This is a genomic window from Streptomyces sp. NPDC102514 (assembly GCF_055584525.1).
The window spans coordinates 1-14,889 of the sequence record NZ_JBVJLW010000030.1 but is presented as its reverse complement, the minus strand read 5'-3'; the positions used below and the strand labels follow the sequence as shown (position 1 = coordinate 14,889).

The window sequence follows — 14,889 nt, the reverse complement described above, 5'->3', positions numbered from 1 at the left end:
CTTTCCATCAACCCTCCACGTGTGTGACGTTCTTGGGCCGGTTGAGCGACAAGTGTTGGGCGCTCCGTAACCGTTGTTACCTCTGGGGCCTCTTGGCACGCGAGTGAAAATCCGCGACTCTGAACTGCACATGTCACAAAGGGCGTTGGCCTGCACGGGCCGATGAGGAGGACACCTGTGAACGGCAGACCGGCATCGAAGTTCCTCGGATCCCGGCGTCTGGGCCGGAAGTCGCTCGGCGTACTCGCGGGCGCCGCGGCTCTGGTCCTCGTATTCCCGGCCACCGCCCTGGCGGCGCCGCCCCCCGCGCTGCCCGCCAACGCGGACGCGCTGGACTCGACGTTCCAGCCCACCTACGACTACGACACCGACGGCTGCTACGCCACGTCGGCCATCGGCCCCGACGCGACGGTCAACGGCGGGCTCAACCCGAGCGGCGCCCTGAACGGCCAGTGCCGTGACGCGTCCGACCTGGACAGCGTCAACACGTACTCGCGCTCCAAGTGCAACAACGGCTGGTGCGCGATCGTCTACGGGTCCTACTTCGAGAAGGACCAGGCGGTGGCCGGCAGCGGGCTCGGCGGGCACCGGCACGACTGGGAGCACGTCGTGGTCTGGGTGCAGAACAACGAGGCGCAGTACGTCTCGACGTCCAACCACGGCTCGTTCACGGTCCACAACCGCTCGGCGATCCGCTGGGACGGGACGCACGCCAAGGTCGTCTATCACAAGGACGGGATCAGCACGCACTGCTTCCGCGCCGCGACCGCGGGCGACGAGCCGCCGGAGAACCACAAGGGGACCTGGCAGCGGCCCCCGCTGGTCGGCTGGAACGGCTACCCGGGCAGTCTGCGCGACACGCTGACCTCGTACAACTTCGGGAGTGCGACGCTCGGCATCAAGGACAGCACGTTCAACTCTCACCTCTCGTCGGCGAAGCCGTCGGGGATCGCGTTCGACCCCAACGCGTGATCGGCGTCAGGACCTGAGCAGCGCAGGCACCTGAGCAGGTTCTGATCGCACGTCAGGTACGAGGTGCTGTCCGGCCGTCGGGACGGTCGGGCAGCACCTCGGCGGCGAAGGCGGCGACGTCCTGGACGAGCCGTTCGGGCTCCTCCCAGTACAGGGCATGCCCCGCGCCCTCGTACACGACGAGCCTGGCGTCGAAGAGCGTGTCGAGGATCCGCTGCTGGTCGGAGCGCGGCAGGATGCCGTCGGCGTCGCCCCAGAGCACGAGCGCGGGGACGAGGATTCCCTTCAGGGTGGCCGCCAGGTCCGTCTCCAGCAGGCCGCGCAGGGTCTCCTGCCACACCCGCGCGGGCACTTTCAGATTCTCCTCGGCGATCGTCGCGAGGAGTCCGCGCCCGAGCGGGCGGGCCGTGAGACCGGCGAGCAGTTCGTCGACGAAGGCACGCGGCACGGGGTCGGCCAGGTTCTTGACCTGCTCCCCCAGCGCGACGGCGGCCGGCTTGTCGGCGAGGACGGCCGGGACGCCCGCCAGGACCAGACCCGCCACCCGGTCGGGATGGCTGCCCGCGACCAGCCGCGCGGCCACACCGCCGCTCGACGCGCCGACCAGGACGGCCCGCCGGATGCCCGCCGCGTCGAGGAATTCCACCAGGTCCCCCGCGAAGTCCTCCGGGCCGTAGCCGTCGGGGGGCCGTTCGGCGTCGCCGTGGCCGCGCTGGGTGGGGGCGTACCCGTGCAGGGCGGCGGGGAGCTGTCTGAGCAGCGGCTCGAACGCCCACCAGGAGTCCGCGAGGCCGTGCACGAAGACGACGGGCGCGCCCTCCGGATACCCCGCCTCCGCGTACGGGAGGACGAGTCCGCTCCTCAGCTGGGCGGCCTTCACCGCGATCGTGCTCACGGCGGCCCTCCTGACGTCGGTCGGCCCCCTCGCACACCGACCGGGGGGCGGCGCGACGATCCCCTTCATCGTAGTGACGGGTACCGCGGACCGCCCCTCCAGAGATCTCGTCGCCTTCAATTCCTTGCGGAGTCCGGGCGATTGTCGGCCGTCTTTGCTTCACATCTTGACGCGCTTGGTTCAGACCTTTAGGTTCACCGATCGCCGAGATTCCACGAATGCGCTCATCGTTCATGTCTGTGAACACATTCATGTACGTCGTCTTCTCACCCCCCACCCCCCACGCACAGGAGAATCCGTGTTCGGATCGACAGGATCACCGGTCGGATCGCCGAGATCACCAGGCCGCCGGATACCCCGGATGTCCCGGATACCCACCCTGCTCACCACTCTCGCCCTGGTGGCGTCGGCGGCGGGCGCCGTGGCGGCGGCCCCGCCCGCGCCGCGGGCCGAGCAGGCCGCCGCGGCCCTCCCCACCGGCTGGGCCACCGTCGTCAACGCGGGCAGCGGCAAGTGCGTCGACGCCCGGGGCGCCGGAACGGCCGACGGCACCGCCGTCCAGCAGTACGCGTGCAACAGCAGCCAGGCCCAGCAGTGGCAACTGCGCGACACCTCCGACGGACGGGTGCGGGTCGACAACCGCGCCGACGCCACCAAGACCTGGGACGTGGCCGACGTCTCGGTCGCCGACGGCGCGGCCGTGCAGCTGTGGACGTACGGCGGCGGGACGAACCAGCAGTGGCAGCCCGTCGCGGACGCCGGCGGGACGACCTATCACTTCGTGAACCGGAACAGCGGCAAGTGCCTCGACGTGCCGAGCGCGTCGACCGCCGACGGCGTCCAGCTCCAGCAGTGGACCTGCAACGGCTCCGCGGCCCAGTCCTTCCGCGTCGACCCCGTGGACGCCCAACAGCCGCCCGGCACACCGGACCTGGGCCCGAACGTCACCGTGTTCGACCCGTCCACCCCGGCCGCCACCATCCAGAGCAGCCTGAACGCGGCCTTCGCCCAGCAGGAGACCAACCAGTTCGGCACGGCCCGCAAGGCCTTCCTCTTCAAGCCGGGCACCTACGACGCGGACGCCAACGTCGGCTTCTACACCCAGGTCGCGGGTCTGGGCCTCTCCCCCGACGACGTCAACATCCGGGGCGCGGTGCACGCCGAGGCCGACTGGTTCCAGGGCAACGCCACCCAGAACTTCTGGCGTTCGGCGGAGAACCTGTCCGTGACACCGGCCTCCGGCACCGACCGCTGGGCCGTCTCGCAGGCGGCCCCGTACCGCCGGATGCATCTGCGCGGCAACCTCCAGCTCGACGACGGCGGCTGGTCGAGCGGCGGCTTCATGGCCGACACGAAGATCGACGGGCAGGTCAGGTCGGGCTCGCAGCAGCAGTGGCTGTCGCGGAACACCGAGTGGTCGAGCTGGACGGGCTCGAACTGGAACATGGTCTTCGTCGGCGCGCAGAACGCCCCCGCGAACACCTTCCCCAGTCCCCCGTACACCACGGTCGACCGCACACCCGTCTCCCGCGAGAAGCCCTTCCTGTACGTCGACGCGGCCGGCGCGTACAAGGTGTTCGTCCCCGCCGTGCGCACCGACTCGCGCGGCACGACCTGGGCGGGCGGCACCCCGGCGGGCACCTCGCTGCCCCTGTCGGACTTCTTCGTCGTGAAGCCCGGCGCTACCGCGGCGCAGCTCAACGACGCCCTCGCACAGGGCAAGAACCTGCTCGTCACCCCGGGCGTCTACCACCTGAACCAGACCCTGAAGGTGACCCGCCCCGACACCGTCGTCCTGGGCCTCGGCCTCGCCACGTTCATACCGGACAACGGCGTGACCGCGATGACGGTCGCGGACGTCGACGGCATCAAGCTCGCCGGAATCCTCTTCGACGCGGGGACCACCAACTCGGCGCAGCTCCTGGAGATGGGCCCGGGCGGCTCGTCCGCCGACCACGGCGCCGACCCCAGCTCCCTGCACGACGTGTTCTTCCGGGTCGGCGGCGCGGCCGTCGGCAAGGCCACCACCAGTCTCACGGTCAACAGCGACGACGTCATCGGCGACCATCTGTGGATCTGGCGCGCCGACCACGGCAACGGCGTCGGCTGGAACACCAACACCGCCGACACCGGGCTCGTGGTAAACGGCGACGACGTCACCATGTACGGCCTGTTCGTCGAGCACTACCAGAAGCACCAGACCATCTGGAACGGCAACGGCGGGCGCACGTACTTCTACCAGAACGAGATGCCCTACGACCCGCCCAACCAGGCGGCCTGGATGAACGGCTCCACGCAGGGCTACGCCGCCTACAAGGTCGCGGGCTCCGTGACCAGCCACCAGGTGTACGGCTTCGGCAGCTACTGCTACTTCAACGTGAACCCGGCCGTCACCGCCGAACACGCCATCGAGGCACCGAACGCGGCGAACGTGCGCTTCCGCAGCATGGTGACGGTCTCGCTCGGCGGCACCGGCACGATCCGCCACGTCGTCAACGACCGCGGCGGGCCGTCCAACTCCGCGACCAACGTCGCCAACCTCGTCAGCCACCCGTGACGGCTCACATCCACAACGAGTCGACGTACAGGAAGGGGCACATCATGAACGGCATCAGAACGTCCGGGCCGGTGCGCATCGCCCTGCAGGTGCTCGTCCTGCTGGCGACCCTGCTGGGACTGGCGGCGCCGCCCGCCCACGCGGCCCCGAAGGCGGCACCCTTCAAGGTGCTCGCCCTCTACAGCGGTACGTGGGACGCCGCGCACATCAGCTTCACCCGCGAGGCCAACCAGTGGTTCCCCGCCCGCGCCGCCGAGAACGGGTTCACCTACACGGCGAGCACCAACTGGAACCTGCTGTCCAACAGGGGCGTCGACGCGTACCAGGTCGTCCTCTTCCTCGACGATCTGCCGCAGAGCGCGGCCCAGCGGTCCGGGTTCGAGCGGTACATGCGCGCGGGCGGCGGCTGGCTCGGCTTCCACGTCTCCGCCTTCACGACCGAGGCGCAGCAATGGCCCTGGTACCACCAGCAGTTCCTCGGCAGCGGCAATTTCAAGTCGAACACCTGGGGGCCGACGTCGGCCACTCTGCGGGTGGAGGACCGCACCCATCCCTCCACCGGCAACCTGCCCGCCACCTTCGCGTCGTCCGTCAACGAGTGGTACAGCTGGTCGAACGACCTACGGCGCAATCCGGACATCAGGATCCTGGCCTCCATCGACCAGAGCAGCTTCCCGGTGGGCACTGATCCGAACCAGACCTGGTACAGCGGTTACTACCCGGTTCTGTGGACCAACACGAAGTACCGGATGCTCTACGCGAACGTCGGTCACAACGCGATGGACTACGCGACGAACACCCCGTTGTCGTCGACCTTCGCCAGTGCCTCCCAGAACCGTTTTCTGCTCGACGGACTGAAGTGGCTCGGTGGCGCAGCGCAACGAGATCAGGACAGGTCGATCGTCCGTTCGTGACCCAACTCCCGCCGTCGTGGGCTAGATTTCGAACGCCCTCGATTCCGGACTCCATCGGAGGGGCGCTCTGAGGAGATTCTGGAGCGGCACATGCACCCCTTGGAAGTATCCAGACAGACCTCGCCCCTGATGCAGGGCGGGCTCGCGGACAGTCTCTTCGAGACAGCCGAACGCGATCCCTTCCTGCCGCAACTGGCACGCCGCTCCGACACCTCTCCCGCAGCCTGGTCGCAGGTCACCGCGATCGAGCTGCGGGACCAGGTGCTGGACGTGGCACGGGGCTTCATCGCGGCCGGGATCTTCCCGGGCCACCGTGTGGCCGTCATGGCACGCACCCGCTACGAGTGGACGGTGCTCAGCTACGCCCTGTGGACGGTGGGCGCCGAGATCGTCCCGATCTATCCGACCTCCTCGCACGAGCAGGTCGCGTGGATCCTCCGGGACGCGGGCTGCGTCGCCGTGGTGGTGGAGGACGAGCAGGGCATCATGACGGTCGGCTCGGTGTGCGCCACACTGCCGGCCCTGCGGCACGTCTGGCAGCTCGACGCCGGGGCGCTGGCGGACCTGGCCGAGGCGGGCCTGGGGGTGCCGGTCACCACCGTCGAGTCGATGCGCAGGATCGTGCTGCCGGACTCGACGGCCGTCATCGCCTACACCTCGGGCACGACGGGACACCCCAAGGGCTGCGCGCTGAGCCACAGCAGCCTGGCGAGCCCCTGCGACACCCTGCTGGCCGGGTGGGGACACACCGCAGCGCCGCCCGGGCAGCAGCCCGCCGTCCTGGCCTTCCTGCCCTTCTCCCACGTGTACGGCCTCATGATCCAGGGGCTGTGCATGCGCGGCGGCATCCTGATGGGCCACGAGCCCGACCTGCGGGCGGAGACCCTGGCCGAGGCCCTGCTGTCGTTCCGGCCCACCTATCTCTACGCCGTCCCGTACGTCTTCGAGAAGCTGTACAAGAATTTCCTCCGCACTGCCGAAGCGGCGGGCAAGGGCGCCCTGTTCGAGCGTGCCGTGCGGACCGCGCAGGACTTCGCCGCGGCGTCCGAGCGGCAGCGGCTGGGCACGGGCCCCGGACCCGGCCTCGATCTGCGGCTGCAGCACGCCGTCTACGACAAGACGGTGTTCCGCAAGCTGCGCGCGGCCCTGGGCGGCAGGGTGTGCGGGGCCGTCTCGGGCGGCTCCCCCCTCAACCGTGAACTGGCCCTGTTCTACTCGGGGATCGGGATCTTCGTCCATGACGGGTACGGGCTCACGGAGACGAGCGGCGGCATCACGGCCCAGCCCGTCGGCCGCGAGAAGTTCGGCACCGTGGGACAGCCGCTGCCCGACACGGAGATCCATGTGGCCGACGACGGGGAGATCCTCGTCCGGGGGCCCTCGGTGTTCCAGGGCTATGTCAACGACGAGGAGGGCAACCGGGCCGCGCTCCACAACGGCTGGCTGGCCACCGGGGACATCGGGCAGCTCGACAACGAGGGCTATCTGAGCATCACCGGCCGCAAGAAGGACATCGTCATCACGAGCGGCGGCAAGAGTGTCGCCCCCGCGGCCCTGGAGGAGCGCCTGCGGGTCCATCCGCTGGTCCACCAGGCGGTCGTCGTGGGTGACAACCGGCCCTGTGTGGGGGCCCTGATCACCCTCGATCCCGAGTACCTCGCCCACTGGCGCTCGGTGCACGCGGTGCCGGGCGACGTCCACGACCGCGAGCTGCGCGAGGAGCACGCCCTGCGGGAGGAGATCAACCGCGCCGTCGGCGCGGCCAACTCCACCGTGTCGCGCTCGGAGTCCATCCGGGTGTATCGGGTGCTGCCCGAGGCGTTCGACCTGGCCAACGGGCTGCTCACGCCGTCGATGAAGCTGCGCAGGGACGCCATCGCGGAGCGGTACGCGGCCGAGATCGAGGCGATGTACCAGTCGTCGTCGCGCACGCCCCGGGCGCTGCCGCCCGCACCCACCACCGATCCCTTCAGCTGGGACGAGACGGACAACGTCTTCGGGTGATCCGGCGCCGCCAGGTCGTGATCCCATGGACCCTGCCCGCACGGCGAGCCCGGGGAGACACATGCGACGCGTACAGGGTGCCCGCTGCTCGGCCCGGGCGGCGACGGCGGCAGCAGTCGCACTGCTGACGTGCACCGCTGCCTGCGGGGGCACGGATCCGGGAAGCGGGGGCGAGGGCACGGGGGACACCGGCAGCGCCTCCCCCGCCCCGTCGCACGCCCGCTTCGTCGAGGACGTCCCCTGGGCCGACGGCGGGCGCCTGGGCATGTACTACGCGGCCGGGCGCGGCCTCATGGAGCAGCACCAGGACACCGCGGGCGGACCGTGGAGCAAGCCCCGGCTGGTGTACGCGACCGAGGGCGACGCCTGCCGGAGCATCACGCTCAAGACCTTCCGCGACACGGTCACGGCGATCGCGAACTGGGGCGTGTACTGCGCGGACGGCGAACCGCCGACGGAGTCGGTCGCCGCGGTCGGTACGCGGGACCCGGCGGCCTGGCACACCAGGGCGACCAAGGACTTCGACGGCTGGGAGAAGGCCGCGCCCGTGGCCGGCACCGGGGACCTGCTGTTCACGCGCTCGTCCACCGAGTGGCTGACGCGGCTGCGCTGGAGCCCGACGGACGGCTTCGGCGAGGTGCGGAACATCCGCCGGTAGCAAGCTTCCGGCGGGTTGTCCGGCCCGGCCGCGCAGAAATTTGTGTCGTGCACGCTTCTTGACGCCTCTTGATCGAGCGACTTACTTTCGCAGCGTCGTAGCGATTAAAACGATTCAACTCTCCCTGGCCCCTCAGGGGTCTTCTTTGTGCTGCCCTCCAAGAGTGGACAAGAACCATGAACGACCACACCGCAGTTCCCCGGACGGGGCTCCCGCGCCGTACCGTCCTCGCCGCCGCGGCGGCCACGGCGGCCACGGCGGCCGCCGCCGGCGTCATCGACTGGGCGGCGCCCGGCAGCGCCTCGGCTTCCGTCGCCTCCTCGGGAGCCGCCGGCACCTCCTCCCTGCGTTTCGCCGAGCCGGGCCGCGCGGTGCGCCCGAAGTTCCGCTGGTGGTGGCCCGACGGCCTGGTGCAGCCGGACGAGATCAGACGGGAGATCGACCAGATCGCCGACGCGGGCTTCGGCGGCGCCGAGATAGCCGCCGTCCACCACAGCATCAGCGACACCTCCTCGCTGGACACGGCCCGGCACGGCTGGGGGACCGCCGCGTGGGTCGCGGGGGTCGAGGCCGCGCTGAGCCAGGCCGCCCGGCGCGGTCTGACCGTGGACCTCACCGTCGGGCCCAGCTGGCCCGCCGCCGTTCCCGGCATCACCCCCGACAGCGACGCGGCCGTCAAGGAACTGGCCCACGGAGCGGCCACCCTGGCCCCGGGCGCCGCGTTCTCGGGCCCCGTCCCGAAGCCCGTGCACGAGGCCGCGTCGGGGGTGACCGCGCAGCGGCTGCTCCTGGTGCAGGCGGCCCGGGTGAACACCGCGAACTCCACCCGCAAGGAGACCGGCCTCGACCTGGGCTCGGTGCGCGACCTCACCTCCACCGTCGCCGACGGCGCCCTGAACTGGAGCGCGCCCGACGACGGCACCTGGGTCGTGATCTCGTACTGGGTGCGCGGCTCCGGCCAGACCCCGGAAGCGGGACCGCACACCGACCCGCCCGCCTACGTCGTCGACCACTTCAGCGCGGCCGGCACGCGCGCGGTGACCGACTTCTGGGAGAAGCACATCCTCACGAAGTCCGTCCGCCGCCTGCTGAAGGTGTCCGGCGGGGCGCTCTTCGAGGACTCCATCGAGCTGGAGACCGACGGACTCCAGTGGACACCGGCCCTGCCCGACGCGTTCCGCGACCACACCGGCCGCTCCCTGCTGCCGCTGCTGCCCGCCCTGGTCCTGGACAACAGCAACCAGGTGTACGCCTTCGAGGCCGCCGTCACCCGCCAGATCAGGCACGACTTCTGGGAGACGGTCTCCACCCTCTTCAACAGGCACCACGTCACGGCGCTGCGCACCTGGGCCCACTCGCTCGGCCTCCAACTGCGGTCCCAGCCCTACGGGTTGCAGACCGACGCCATCGCCTCGGCCAGCATTCTCGACATCCCCGAGGGCGAGTCGCTGGGCTTCAAGAACCTCGACGACTACCGCTGCCTGGCCGGTGGCCGTGATATGGCCGGGAACACGGTGCTCTCGTGCGAGGCCGGCGCCTACGCGGGCGGCGCGTACAGCACCACCTGGCAGAAGTTCCTGCGCACCATGGGCGGCGCCTACGCCGCCGGAGTCAACCAGACGGTCGTCCACGGCTTCTCCTACGCCGAGTTCCCCGGCGTCAACTGGCCGGGATACGCGGCCTTCACCCCGTACAAGGGGGTGGCCGGATACGGCGAGTCCTGGGGTCCCCGGCATCCCACCTGGAAGCACGTCCCGGACGTATCCGGCTACCTCGGCCGGGTCCACCAGGTGCTGCAGACCGGCAGGGCCAAGGCGGACGTGGCGGTGTTCCGGCAGACCGGCTACACGGCCACCGGCATCGGCGCGTCCTGGTTCACCGCCACGGGCATCACGCTGGGCTGGAGCCACCAGTTCCTCAGCGGCCCGCTCCTCGACCTGCCGTCCGCCGTCGTACGCAAGGGACGCCTCGCACCGGACGGCCCCGCGTACAAGGCCCTGTTCGTCGAGGGCGACTTCTTCTACGGGTCCACGGTGACGCTCGCCCTGCGGGACGCGCGCGCCCTGCTGCGGTTCAGCCGCGCCGGGCTTCCGATCGTGCTGCTCGGCGCCTGGGACACGGTGGTGCCGCCCGGCGTCCCGGACACCGGCGAGAGCGACGAACTGCGTTCCGTGGTAGGGGAGTTGCTGGCCCGGCCGCTGGTCCGCACGGTCACCGACAAGACCCTCGTCGGCGACGCGCTCACCGCGCTCGGGGTGCGGCCCGACGTCACGTACGCGAACGCCTCGACGCTTCTCAACGCCCACCGGGTGGCCGACGGGGTCGACTACTACTACCTGTGCAACGGCAAGCACGCCGAGACGGTCAAGCCGGCGGTCGCCGCGATCGACCACGAGGTCACCCTGCACCGCACCACGGCCAAGGGGGTGCCGTACCTGCTGGACCCGTGGACCGGGAAGGCGGAGCGCGTCGCCCGCTACACGGAGGACGGCGACGCGGTGACCGTGCGGGTCACGCTCCAGCCCGCGGAAATCCTGATCGTGGCGATCGGCAGGCCGGGGCTCTTCGGTGACCGCAACGGCTCCCGCCCGTACGCCGTCGACAGTGAGGCCGAGGAGGTGCGTTTCACCGACGCCGGTCTCACCGTGCGTGCCACGACCGCGGGTACGTACCGGACCTCGCTCTCCAAGGGACGGGCCGTCAGCGCCACGCTGAAGGACATCCCGGAGCCGAGGGAACTGACGTCGTGGAACCTGCGTGTCCAGGACTGGCGGCCGGGTGCCTCGGCCACCAGGACGACCGTCGTCGAGCACGAGGTGACGCTGGACGCGCTGGTGCCCTGGTCGCAGATCCCCGAGCTGGCGGATGTCTCGGGCATCGGCCGCTACCGCACCACCTTCACCCTCGGCCGCGGTTGGACCGGCGGACACGGCGCGCGTCTGGAGCTGGGGGCGGTCACGGACACCTGCCGGGTGACGGTCAACGGCCACCGGCTGGACCCGGTCGATCAGATCCACCCCGTGGTGGACCTCGGTGACCTGCTGGAACGCGGCACGAACACCATCGAGGTAGAGGTGGCCACCCCCCTCGCCAACCGCCTGCGCATCAGCGACCCCGCGGTGTACGGCGGTCTGACCCGGGCGGCGTACGGCCTGCTGGGCCCGGTCCGGCTGGTCCCGTACGGGGAGGCCCGGATCGCCTGATCGGGTCCGGTGCCGACCGGGCGCCGTGCCTACGGCGTCCGGTCGGCCGGGTCCTGCGGACGGCTAACCGTTCGGCCCGCGACCGCCCGGGTGGTCGCGGGCCGAACGGTCGTCGTCACGCGGCCGTCGTCACTCCGTCGCCGTCACTCCGTCGCCGCGCCCACCAGCGGCCCTTCGGGCGCCGGCACCGCCAGTTCCGGTACCGGCAGTTCGCGGGGCGCGCGCCGGGATTCGCGCAGGCTGGGCGCGGGTGCGGCCGGGACCAGCGGGGAGCGTTCCATGGCACGGGCCCGGCGGGAGAACCAGACGATCCGTCCGCCACTGCCCGTGGCACAGCACCCCCAGCCGTCGCTCAGCGCGGCGACGTGCGCCAGCCAGCCCCGCGTCGCGGCCTCCGGGTGGGACTTCCCGTCGATGTCCGCGATCGCGGTGATGAGGTGCTGGCCGTTCCACCACATCTCCAGCGTGGTGTTCTTGTCCGTCGCGTGCGCGTCGATCGTCCGCAGCAGCAGCTCCGCGCAGTGACAGACGGGCTCGACGAGGTTCTCCAGGTTCCAGTACCGGAGGTGGGCGGCCAGAATGCGTCTGACCTGATCGACCCGCTCCGGACTGACCTCCACGTCGAGGTGGTAGTAGCAGGGGACTACGGTCTTCATCGTCGTTGGCTCCTCACCGGCAACCGGCGAAGCTCTCCCTCCTCCTCGCCCCGGTGGGCCGAGCCCTGAATGCAGAGCGTGAGCAGTGATCGCTTCTGAGTCATTCCCACAGTGCGAGCGGTACTCCATTCGTGCAACCCGAGCGACGACCCAATGTCGTTGAAGCGACAACAGGACGTTGTGTGTCCGCACGTGCACCATGAGTGAAGGTGTCGGCCGCCGCAGTCGGTCGGCGCCTCCGCGTGCACGGCCATCACGCACATCCGGGCGAACCGTGCGCATCCGAGGGAATGGAAGGTGACCAGTGCGATGCTGCTGCCTGCCAAGGACGAGGTCGCCAGGCTGCTGGAGCTGTACCGGGCCTGGGAACGCATGATGCTCGCGGCCCCCGCCGACCACGGCGCGCGAGGCAATTTCGAGGACACGGGCTACACGCTCTGCGTTCTCATGGGCAAACGCTGCGCACGTGAGGCGGTACACGCGGCCGAGCGCTATCTGTCGGCCACTTCGGCGCGGCGCCGCGAACGGGCCGGTCACAGCCCGCCGATCGGCGCGCTTCCGGGGCGTTCCGACCAGCTCGTGGTGAGCCCCGCGACCTAGGAAAGAACCCACCGACCCGTGGGTGACCACGGACCTGGACCAGGACATCGACGACGGAGATGAATCACATGACCGAGAACCCGGCCGGCGGCCACGTCCCCCCGATCGGCCGCACGACCGTCGTTCAGATCGGCCGCGTCCCCGTCGTCGACGTCCGTCCGTCCGTCGACCGCGGCAACCGCCCCGCGAAGGCGGTGGTGGGCGAGACCTTCCAGGTCAGCGCCACCCTGTTCGGCGAGGGCCATGACGTGGTCGGCGCGAACGTCGTGCTGTGCGGCCCCGACGGGCGCACCGGCGCGTGGACTCCGCTGCGGGAACTGGCCCCCGGTACGGACCGCTGGGGTGCCGACGTCACGCCCACGGCGGTGGGCGAGTGGACCTACTGGGTGGAGGCGTGGTCGGACCCGGTCTCCGCCTGGCGCAGGTCGGCGCGCATAAAGATCCCGGCCGGCATCGACGTGGGCCTGGTCCTGGAGGAGGGCGCCGAGGTCTACGAGCGGGCCGCCTCCGGGGTGCCGCGCGACGCCGGGCGGGCGGCAGTCCTGGCCGCCGCGGACGCCCTTCGCGACGATGCCCGGCCGCCGTCCGCCCGTCTCGCCGCCGCCCTGACCCCGGACGTGGACACGGCACTCGCCGGGCACCCCCTGCGGGAGCGGATCACACGGTCGGCCCCGCTCCCCCTGTTGGTGGAACGGGAACGGGCGCTGTTCGGCTCCTGGTACGAGTTCTTCCCGCGCTCGGAAGGCGCGGTGGTCGAGCCCGGGAAACCGCCGGTCAGCGGCACGTTCAGGACCGCGGCCCGGCGGCTGCCCGCGATCGCCGGCATGGGTTTCGACGTCGTCTATCTGCCGCCGATCCACCCCATCGGCACGACCTTCCGCAAGGGCCCCAACAACAACCTCTCGGCGAATCGCCAGGATGTCGGCGTCCCGTGGGCGATCGGCTCGCCGGAGGGCGGGCACGACGCCATTCACCCCGACCTCGGCACGATCGACGACTTCGACGCTTTCGTACGCGCCGCGACCGCCCTTCAGCTCGAAGTCGCCCTGGACTTCGCGCTCCAGTGCTCCCCCGACCACCCGTGGGTGGAGAAGCACCCGGAGTGGTTCCAGCACCGGGCGGACGGCACGATCGCCTATGCGGAGAACCCGCCGAAGAAATACCAGGACATCTATCCGATCGCCTTCGACGAGGACATGCCGGGCCTGGTCGAGGAGACCCTCGGCATTCTGCGGTTCTGGATGAGCCACGGCGTACGGATCTTCCGCGTGGACAATCCGCATACGAAGCCGGTCATGTTCTGGGAAGAGGTGATCGGGGAGATCAATCGCACCGATCCCGATGTGATCTTCCTGGCCGAGGCGTTCACCCGCCCGGCGATGATGCACACGCTCGGCGCGATCGGTTTCCAGCAGTCCTACACCTATTTCACCTGGCGCAACACCAAAGAGGAACTGACCGAATACGTCACCGAACTCTCCGGTGACGCGGCCGCTTACATGAGGCCCAATTTCTTCGTCAACACCCCTGACATCCTCCCGGAGTTCCTGCAGCACGGCGGCCGGCCCGCTTTCGAGATCCGGGCCGTGCTGGCGGCGACGCTCTCGCCCACCTGGGGGATGTACGCGGGATACGAGCTGTGCGAGAACACCGCGGCGCGAGCCGGTACCGAGGACTATCTCGACTCGGAGAAATACCAGCTGCGACCGCGGGACTGGGAATCCGCCGAGCGGGCGGGCACGTCCCTCGCACCGCTCATCGGTTCGCTGAACAGGATCCGGCGGGAGCACCCCGCGCTGCGCCGGCTCCGGAACGTCCACTTCCACCAGGCCGACAACGACGCCGTGATCGCGTACAGCAAGCGCGAGGGCACGGACACGGTTCTGGTGGTCGTGAACCTCGACCCCCACCACACCCAGGAAGCCACGGTCTCGTTGGACATGCCACGACTCGGCCTCGACTGGCACGCGTCACTGCCGGTCCGCGACGAGCTCTCCGGCGAGATCTACCCCTGGGGCAGGACCAACTACGTACGCCTGACGCCCGGCCACCGGGCCGCGCACGTACTGACCGTCCTGCGACCGTCCTCACCGCCCACCGGAGGGTCACCCACATGATCGTCAACGAACCCGTACCGGACACGTTCGAGGACACCCCCGCCAAGGACCGGGACCCCGAATGGTTCAAACGCGCCGTCTTCTACGAAGTCCTCGTCCGCTCCTTCCAGGACAGCAACGGCGACGGCATCGGCGACCTCAAAGGCCTCACCGCCAAACTCGACTACCTCCAATGGCTCGGCGTCGACTGCCTGTGGCTGCCCCCCTTCTTCCAGTCACCCCTGCGCGACGGCGGCTACGACGTCTCCGACTACACCGCCGTCCTCCCCGAATTCGGCGACCTCGCCGACTTCGTGGAATTCGTCGACGCCGC

At 70.2% G+C, this 14,889-nt stretch carries 10 protein-coding genes and 1 pseudogene; 9 read left to right on the top strand and 2 right to left on the bottom strand.

The features are described 5' to 3' along the window. Positions 1-177: 177 nt before the first annotated feature. Entirely contained in the window at positions 178-972 is a 795-nt protein-coding gene (locus ACZ60E_RS42735) for an NPP1 family protein (protein WP_469447683.1), read from the top strand. Positions 973-1,024: 52 nt separating this feature from the next. Here ACZ60E_RS42735 and ACZ60E_RS42730 read toward each other — a convergent pair whose 3' ends face one another. Beyond that, positions 1,025-1,867: an alpha/beta fold hydrolase gene (locus ACZ60E_RS42730; RefSeq protein WP_384814284.1), complete on the bottom strand. Its 843-nt coding sequence runs from the start codon at positions 1,865-1,867 to the stop codon at positions 1,025-1,027. A gap of 361 nt (positions 1,868-2,228) precedes the next feature. Here ACZ60E_RS42730 and ACZ60E_RS42725 point away from each other — a divergent pair, with 361 nt between their 5' ends. The 5 genes and pseudogenes from ACZ60E_RS42725 to ACZ60E_RS42705 all read left to right on the top strand — a co-directional run bounded on the left by ACZ60E_RS42725 (position 2,229) and on the right by ACZ60E_RS42705 (position 11,203). After that, on the top strand, positions 2,229-4,424 hold the full coding sequence (locus ACZ60E_RS42725; RefSeq protein WP_469447681.1) for an RICIN domain-containing protein: 2,196 nt from the start codon (positions 2,229-2,231) through the stop codon (positions 4,422-4,424). 44 nt (positions 4,425-4,468) lie between these two features. Next, positions 4,469-5,299, top strand: a pseudogene (locus ACZ60E_RS42720) (ThuA domain-containing protein); the annotation flags it as partial. Positions 5,300-5,428: 129 nt separating this feature from the next. Further along, complete coding sequence (locus ACZ60E_RS42715; RefSeq protein WP_453795218.1) at positions 5,429-7,342, top strand: AMP-dependent synthetase/ligase; 1,914 nt, start codon at positions 5,429-5,431, stop codon at positions 7,340-7,342. Positions 7,343-7,403: 61 nt separating this feature from the next. Then, entirely contained in the window at positions 7,404-8,000 is a 597-nt protein-coding gene (locus tag ACZ60E_RS42710) for a hypothetical protein (RefSeq protein WP_469447679.1), read from the top strand. A 176-nt stretch (positions 8,001-8,176) separates the two neighbouring features. Continuing rightward, on the top strand, positions 8,177-11,203 hold the full coding sequence (locus ACZ60E_RS42705; RefSeq protein WP_469447677.1) for a glycosyl hydrolase: 3,027 nt from the start codon (positions 8,177-8,179) through the stop codon (positions 11,201-11,203). Between the two features lie 143 nt (positions 11,204-11,346). On the opposite strand, the gene ACZ60E_RS42700 is transcribed toward ACZ60E_RS42705, so the two are convergent. Next, positions 11,347-11,859 (bottom strand): pep a2, encoded by a 513-nt coding sequence (locus tag ACZ60E_RS42700; protein WP_469447675.1) that lies wholly within the window; start codon positions 11,857-11,859, stop codon positions 11,347-11,349. Between the two features lie 309 nt (positions 11,860-12,168). Between ACZ60E_RS42700 and ACZ60E_RS42695 the strand changes: the two genes are divergently transcribed. From ACZ60E_RS42695 to ACZ60E_RS42685, 3 genes are all read left to right on the top strand, one after another. Then, on the top strand, positions 12,169-12,459 hold the full coding sequence (locus ACZ60E_RS42695; protein ID WP_385835198.1) for a DUF5133 domain-containing protein: 291 nt from the start codon (positions 12,169-12,171) through the stop codon (positions 12,457-12,459). Positions 12,460-12,527: 68 nt separating this feature from the next. Further along, positions 12,528-14,576 carry an alpha-1,4-glucan--maltose-1-phosphate maltosyltransferase gene (locus tag ACZ60E_RS42690; protein WP_469447673.1) on the top strand — a complete coding sequence of 683 codons (2,049 nt, stop codon included), beginning with the start codon at positions 12,528-12,530 and terminating at the stop codon, positions 14,574-14,576. Continuing rightward, positions 14,573-14,889 (top strand): alpha-amylase family glycosyl hydrolase (locus ACZ60E_RS42685; protein WP_469447671.1); only part of this gene is annotated, 317 nt, incomplete at its 3' end. The genes ACZ60E_RS42690 and ACZ60E_RS42685, both read left to right, overlap by 4 nt.

Excerpts from the sequence above, each read along its gene's own strand:
- ACZ60E_RS42725 (WP_469447681.1), top strand. The coding sequence starts at position 2,229 with ATGTCCCGGATACCCACCCTGCTCACCACTCTCGCCCTGGTGGCGTCG.
- ACZ60E_RS42715 (WP_453795218.1), top strand. The coding sequence starts at position 5,429 with ATGCACCCCTTGGAAGTATCCAGACAGACCTCGCCCCTGATGCAGGGC.
- ACZ60E_RS42710 (WP_469447679.1), top strand. The coding sequence starts at position 7,404 with ATGCGACGCGTACAGGGTGCCCGCTGCTCGGCCCGGGCGGCGACGGCG.
- ACZ60E_RS42705 (WP_469447677.1), top strand. The coding sequence starts at position 8,177 with ATGAACGACCACACCGCAGTTCCCCGGACGGGGCTCCCGCGCCGTACC.
- ACZ60E_RS42700 (WP_469447675.1), bottom strand. The coding sequence starts at position 11,859 with ATGAAGACCGTAGTCCCCTGCTACTACCACCTCGACGTGGAGGTCAGT.
- ACZ60E_RS42695 (WP_385835198.1), top strand. The coding sequence starts at position 12,169 with ATGCTGCTGCCTGCCAAGGACGAGGTCGCCAGGCTGCTGGAGCTGTAC.
- ACZ60E_RS42690 (WP_469447673.1), top strand. The coding sequence starts at position 12,528 with ATGACCGAGAACCCGGCCGGCGGCCACGTCCCCCCGATCGGCCGCACG.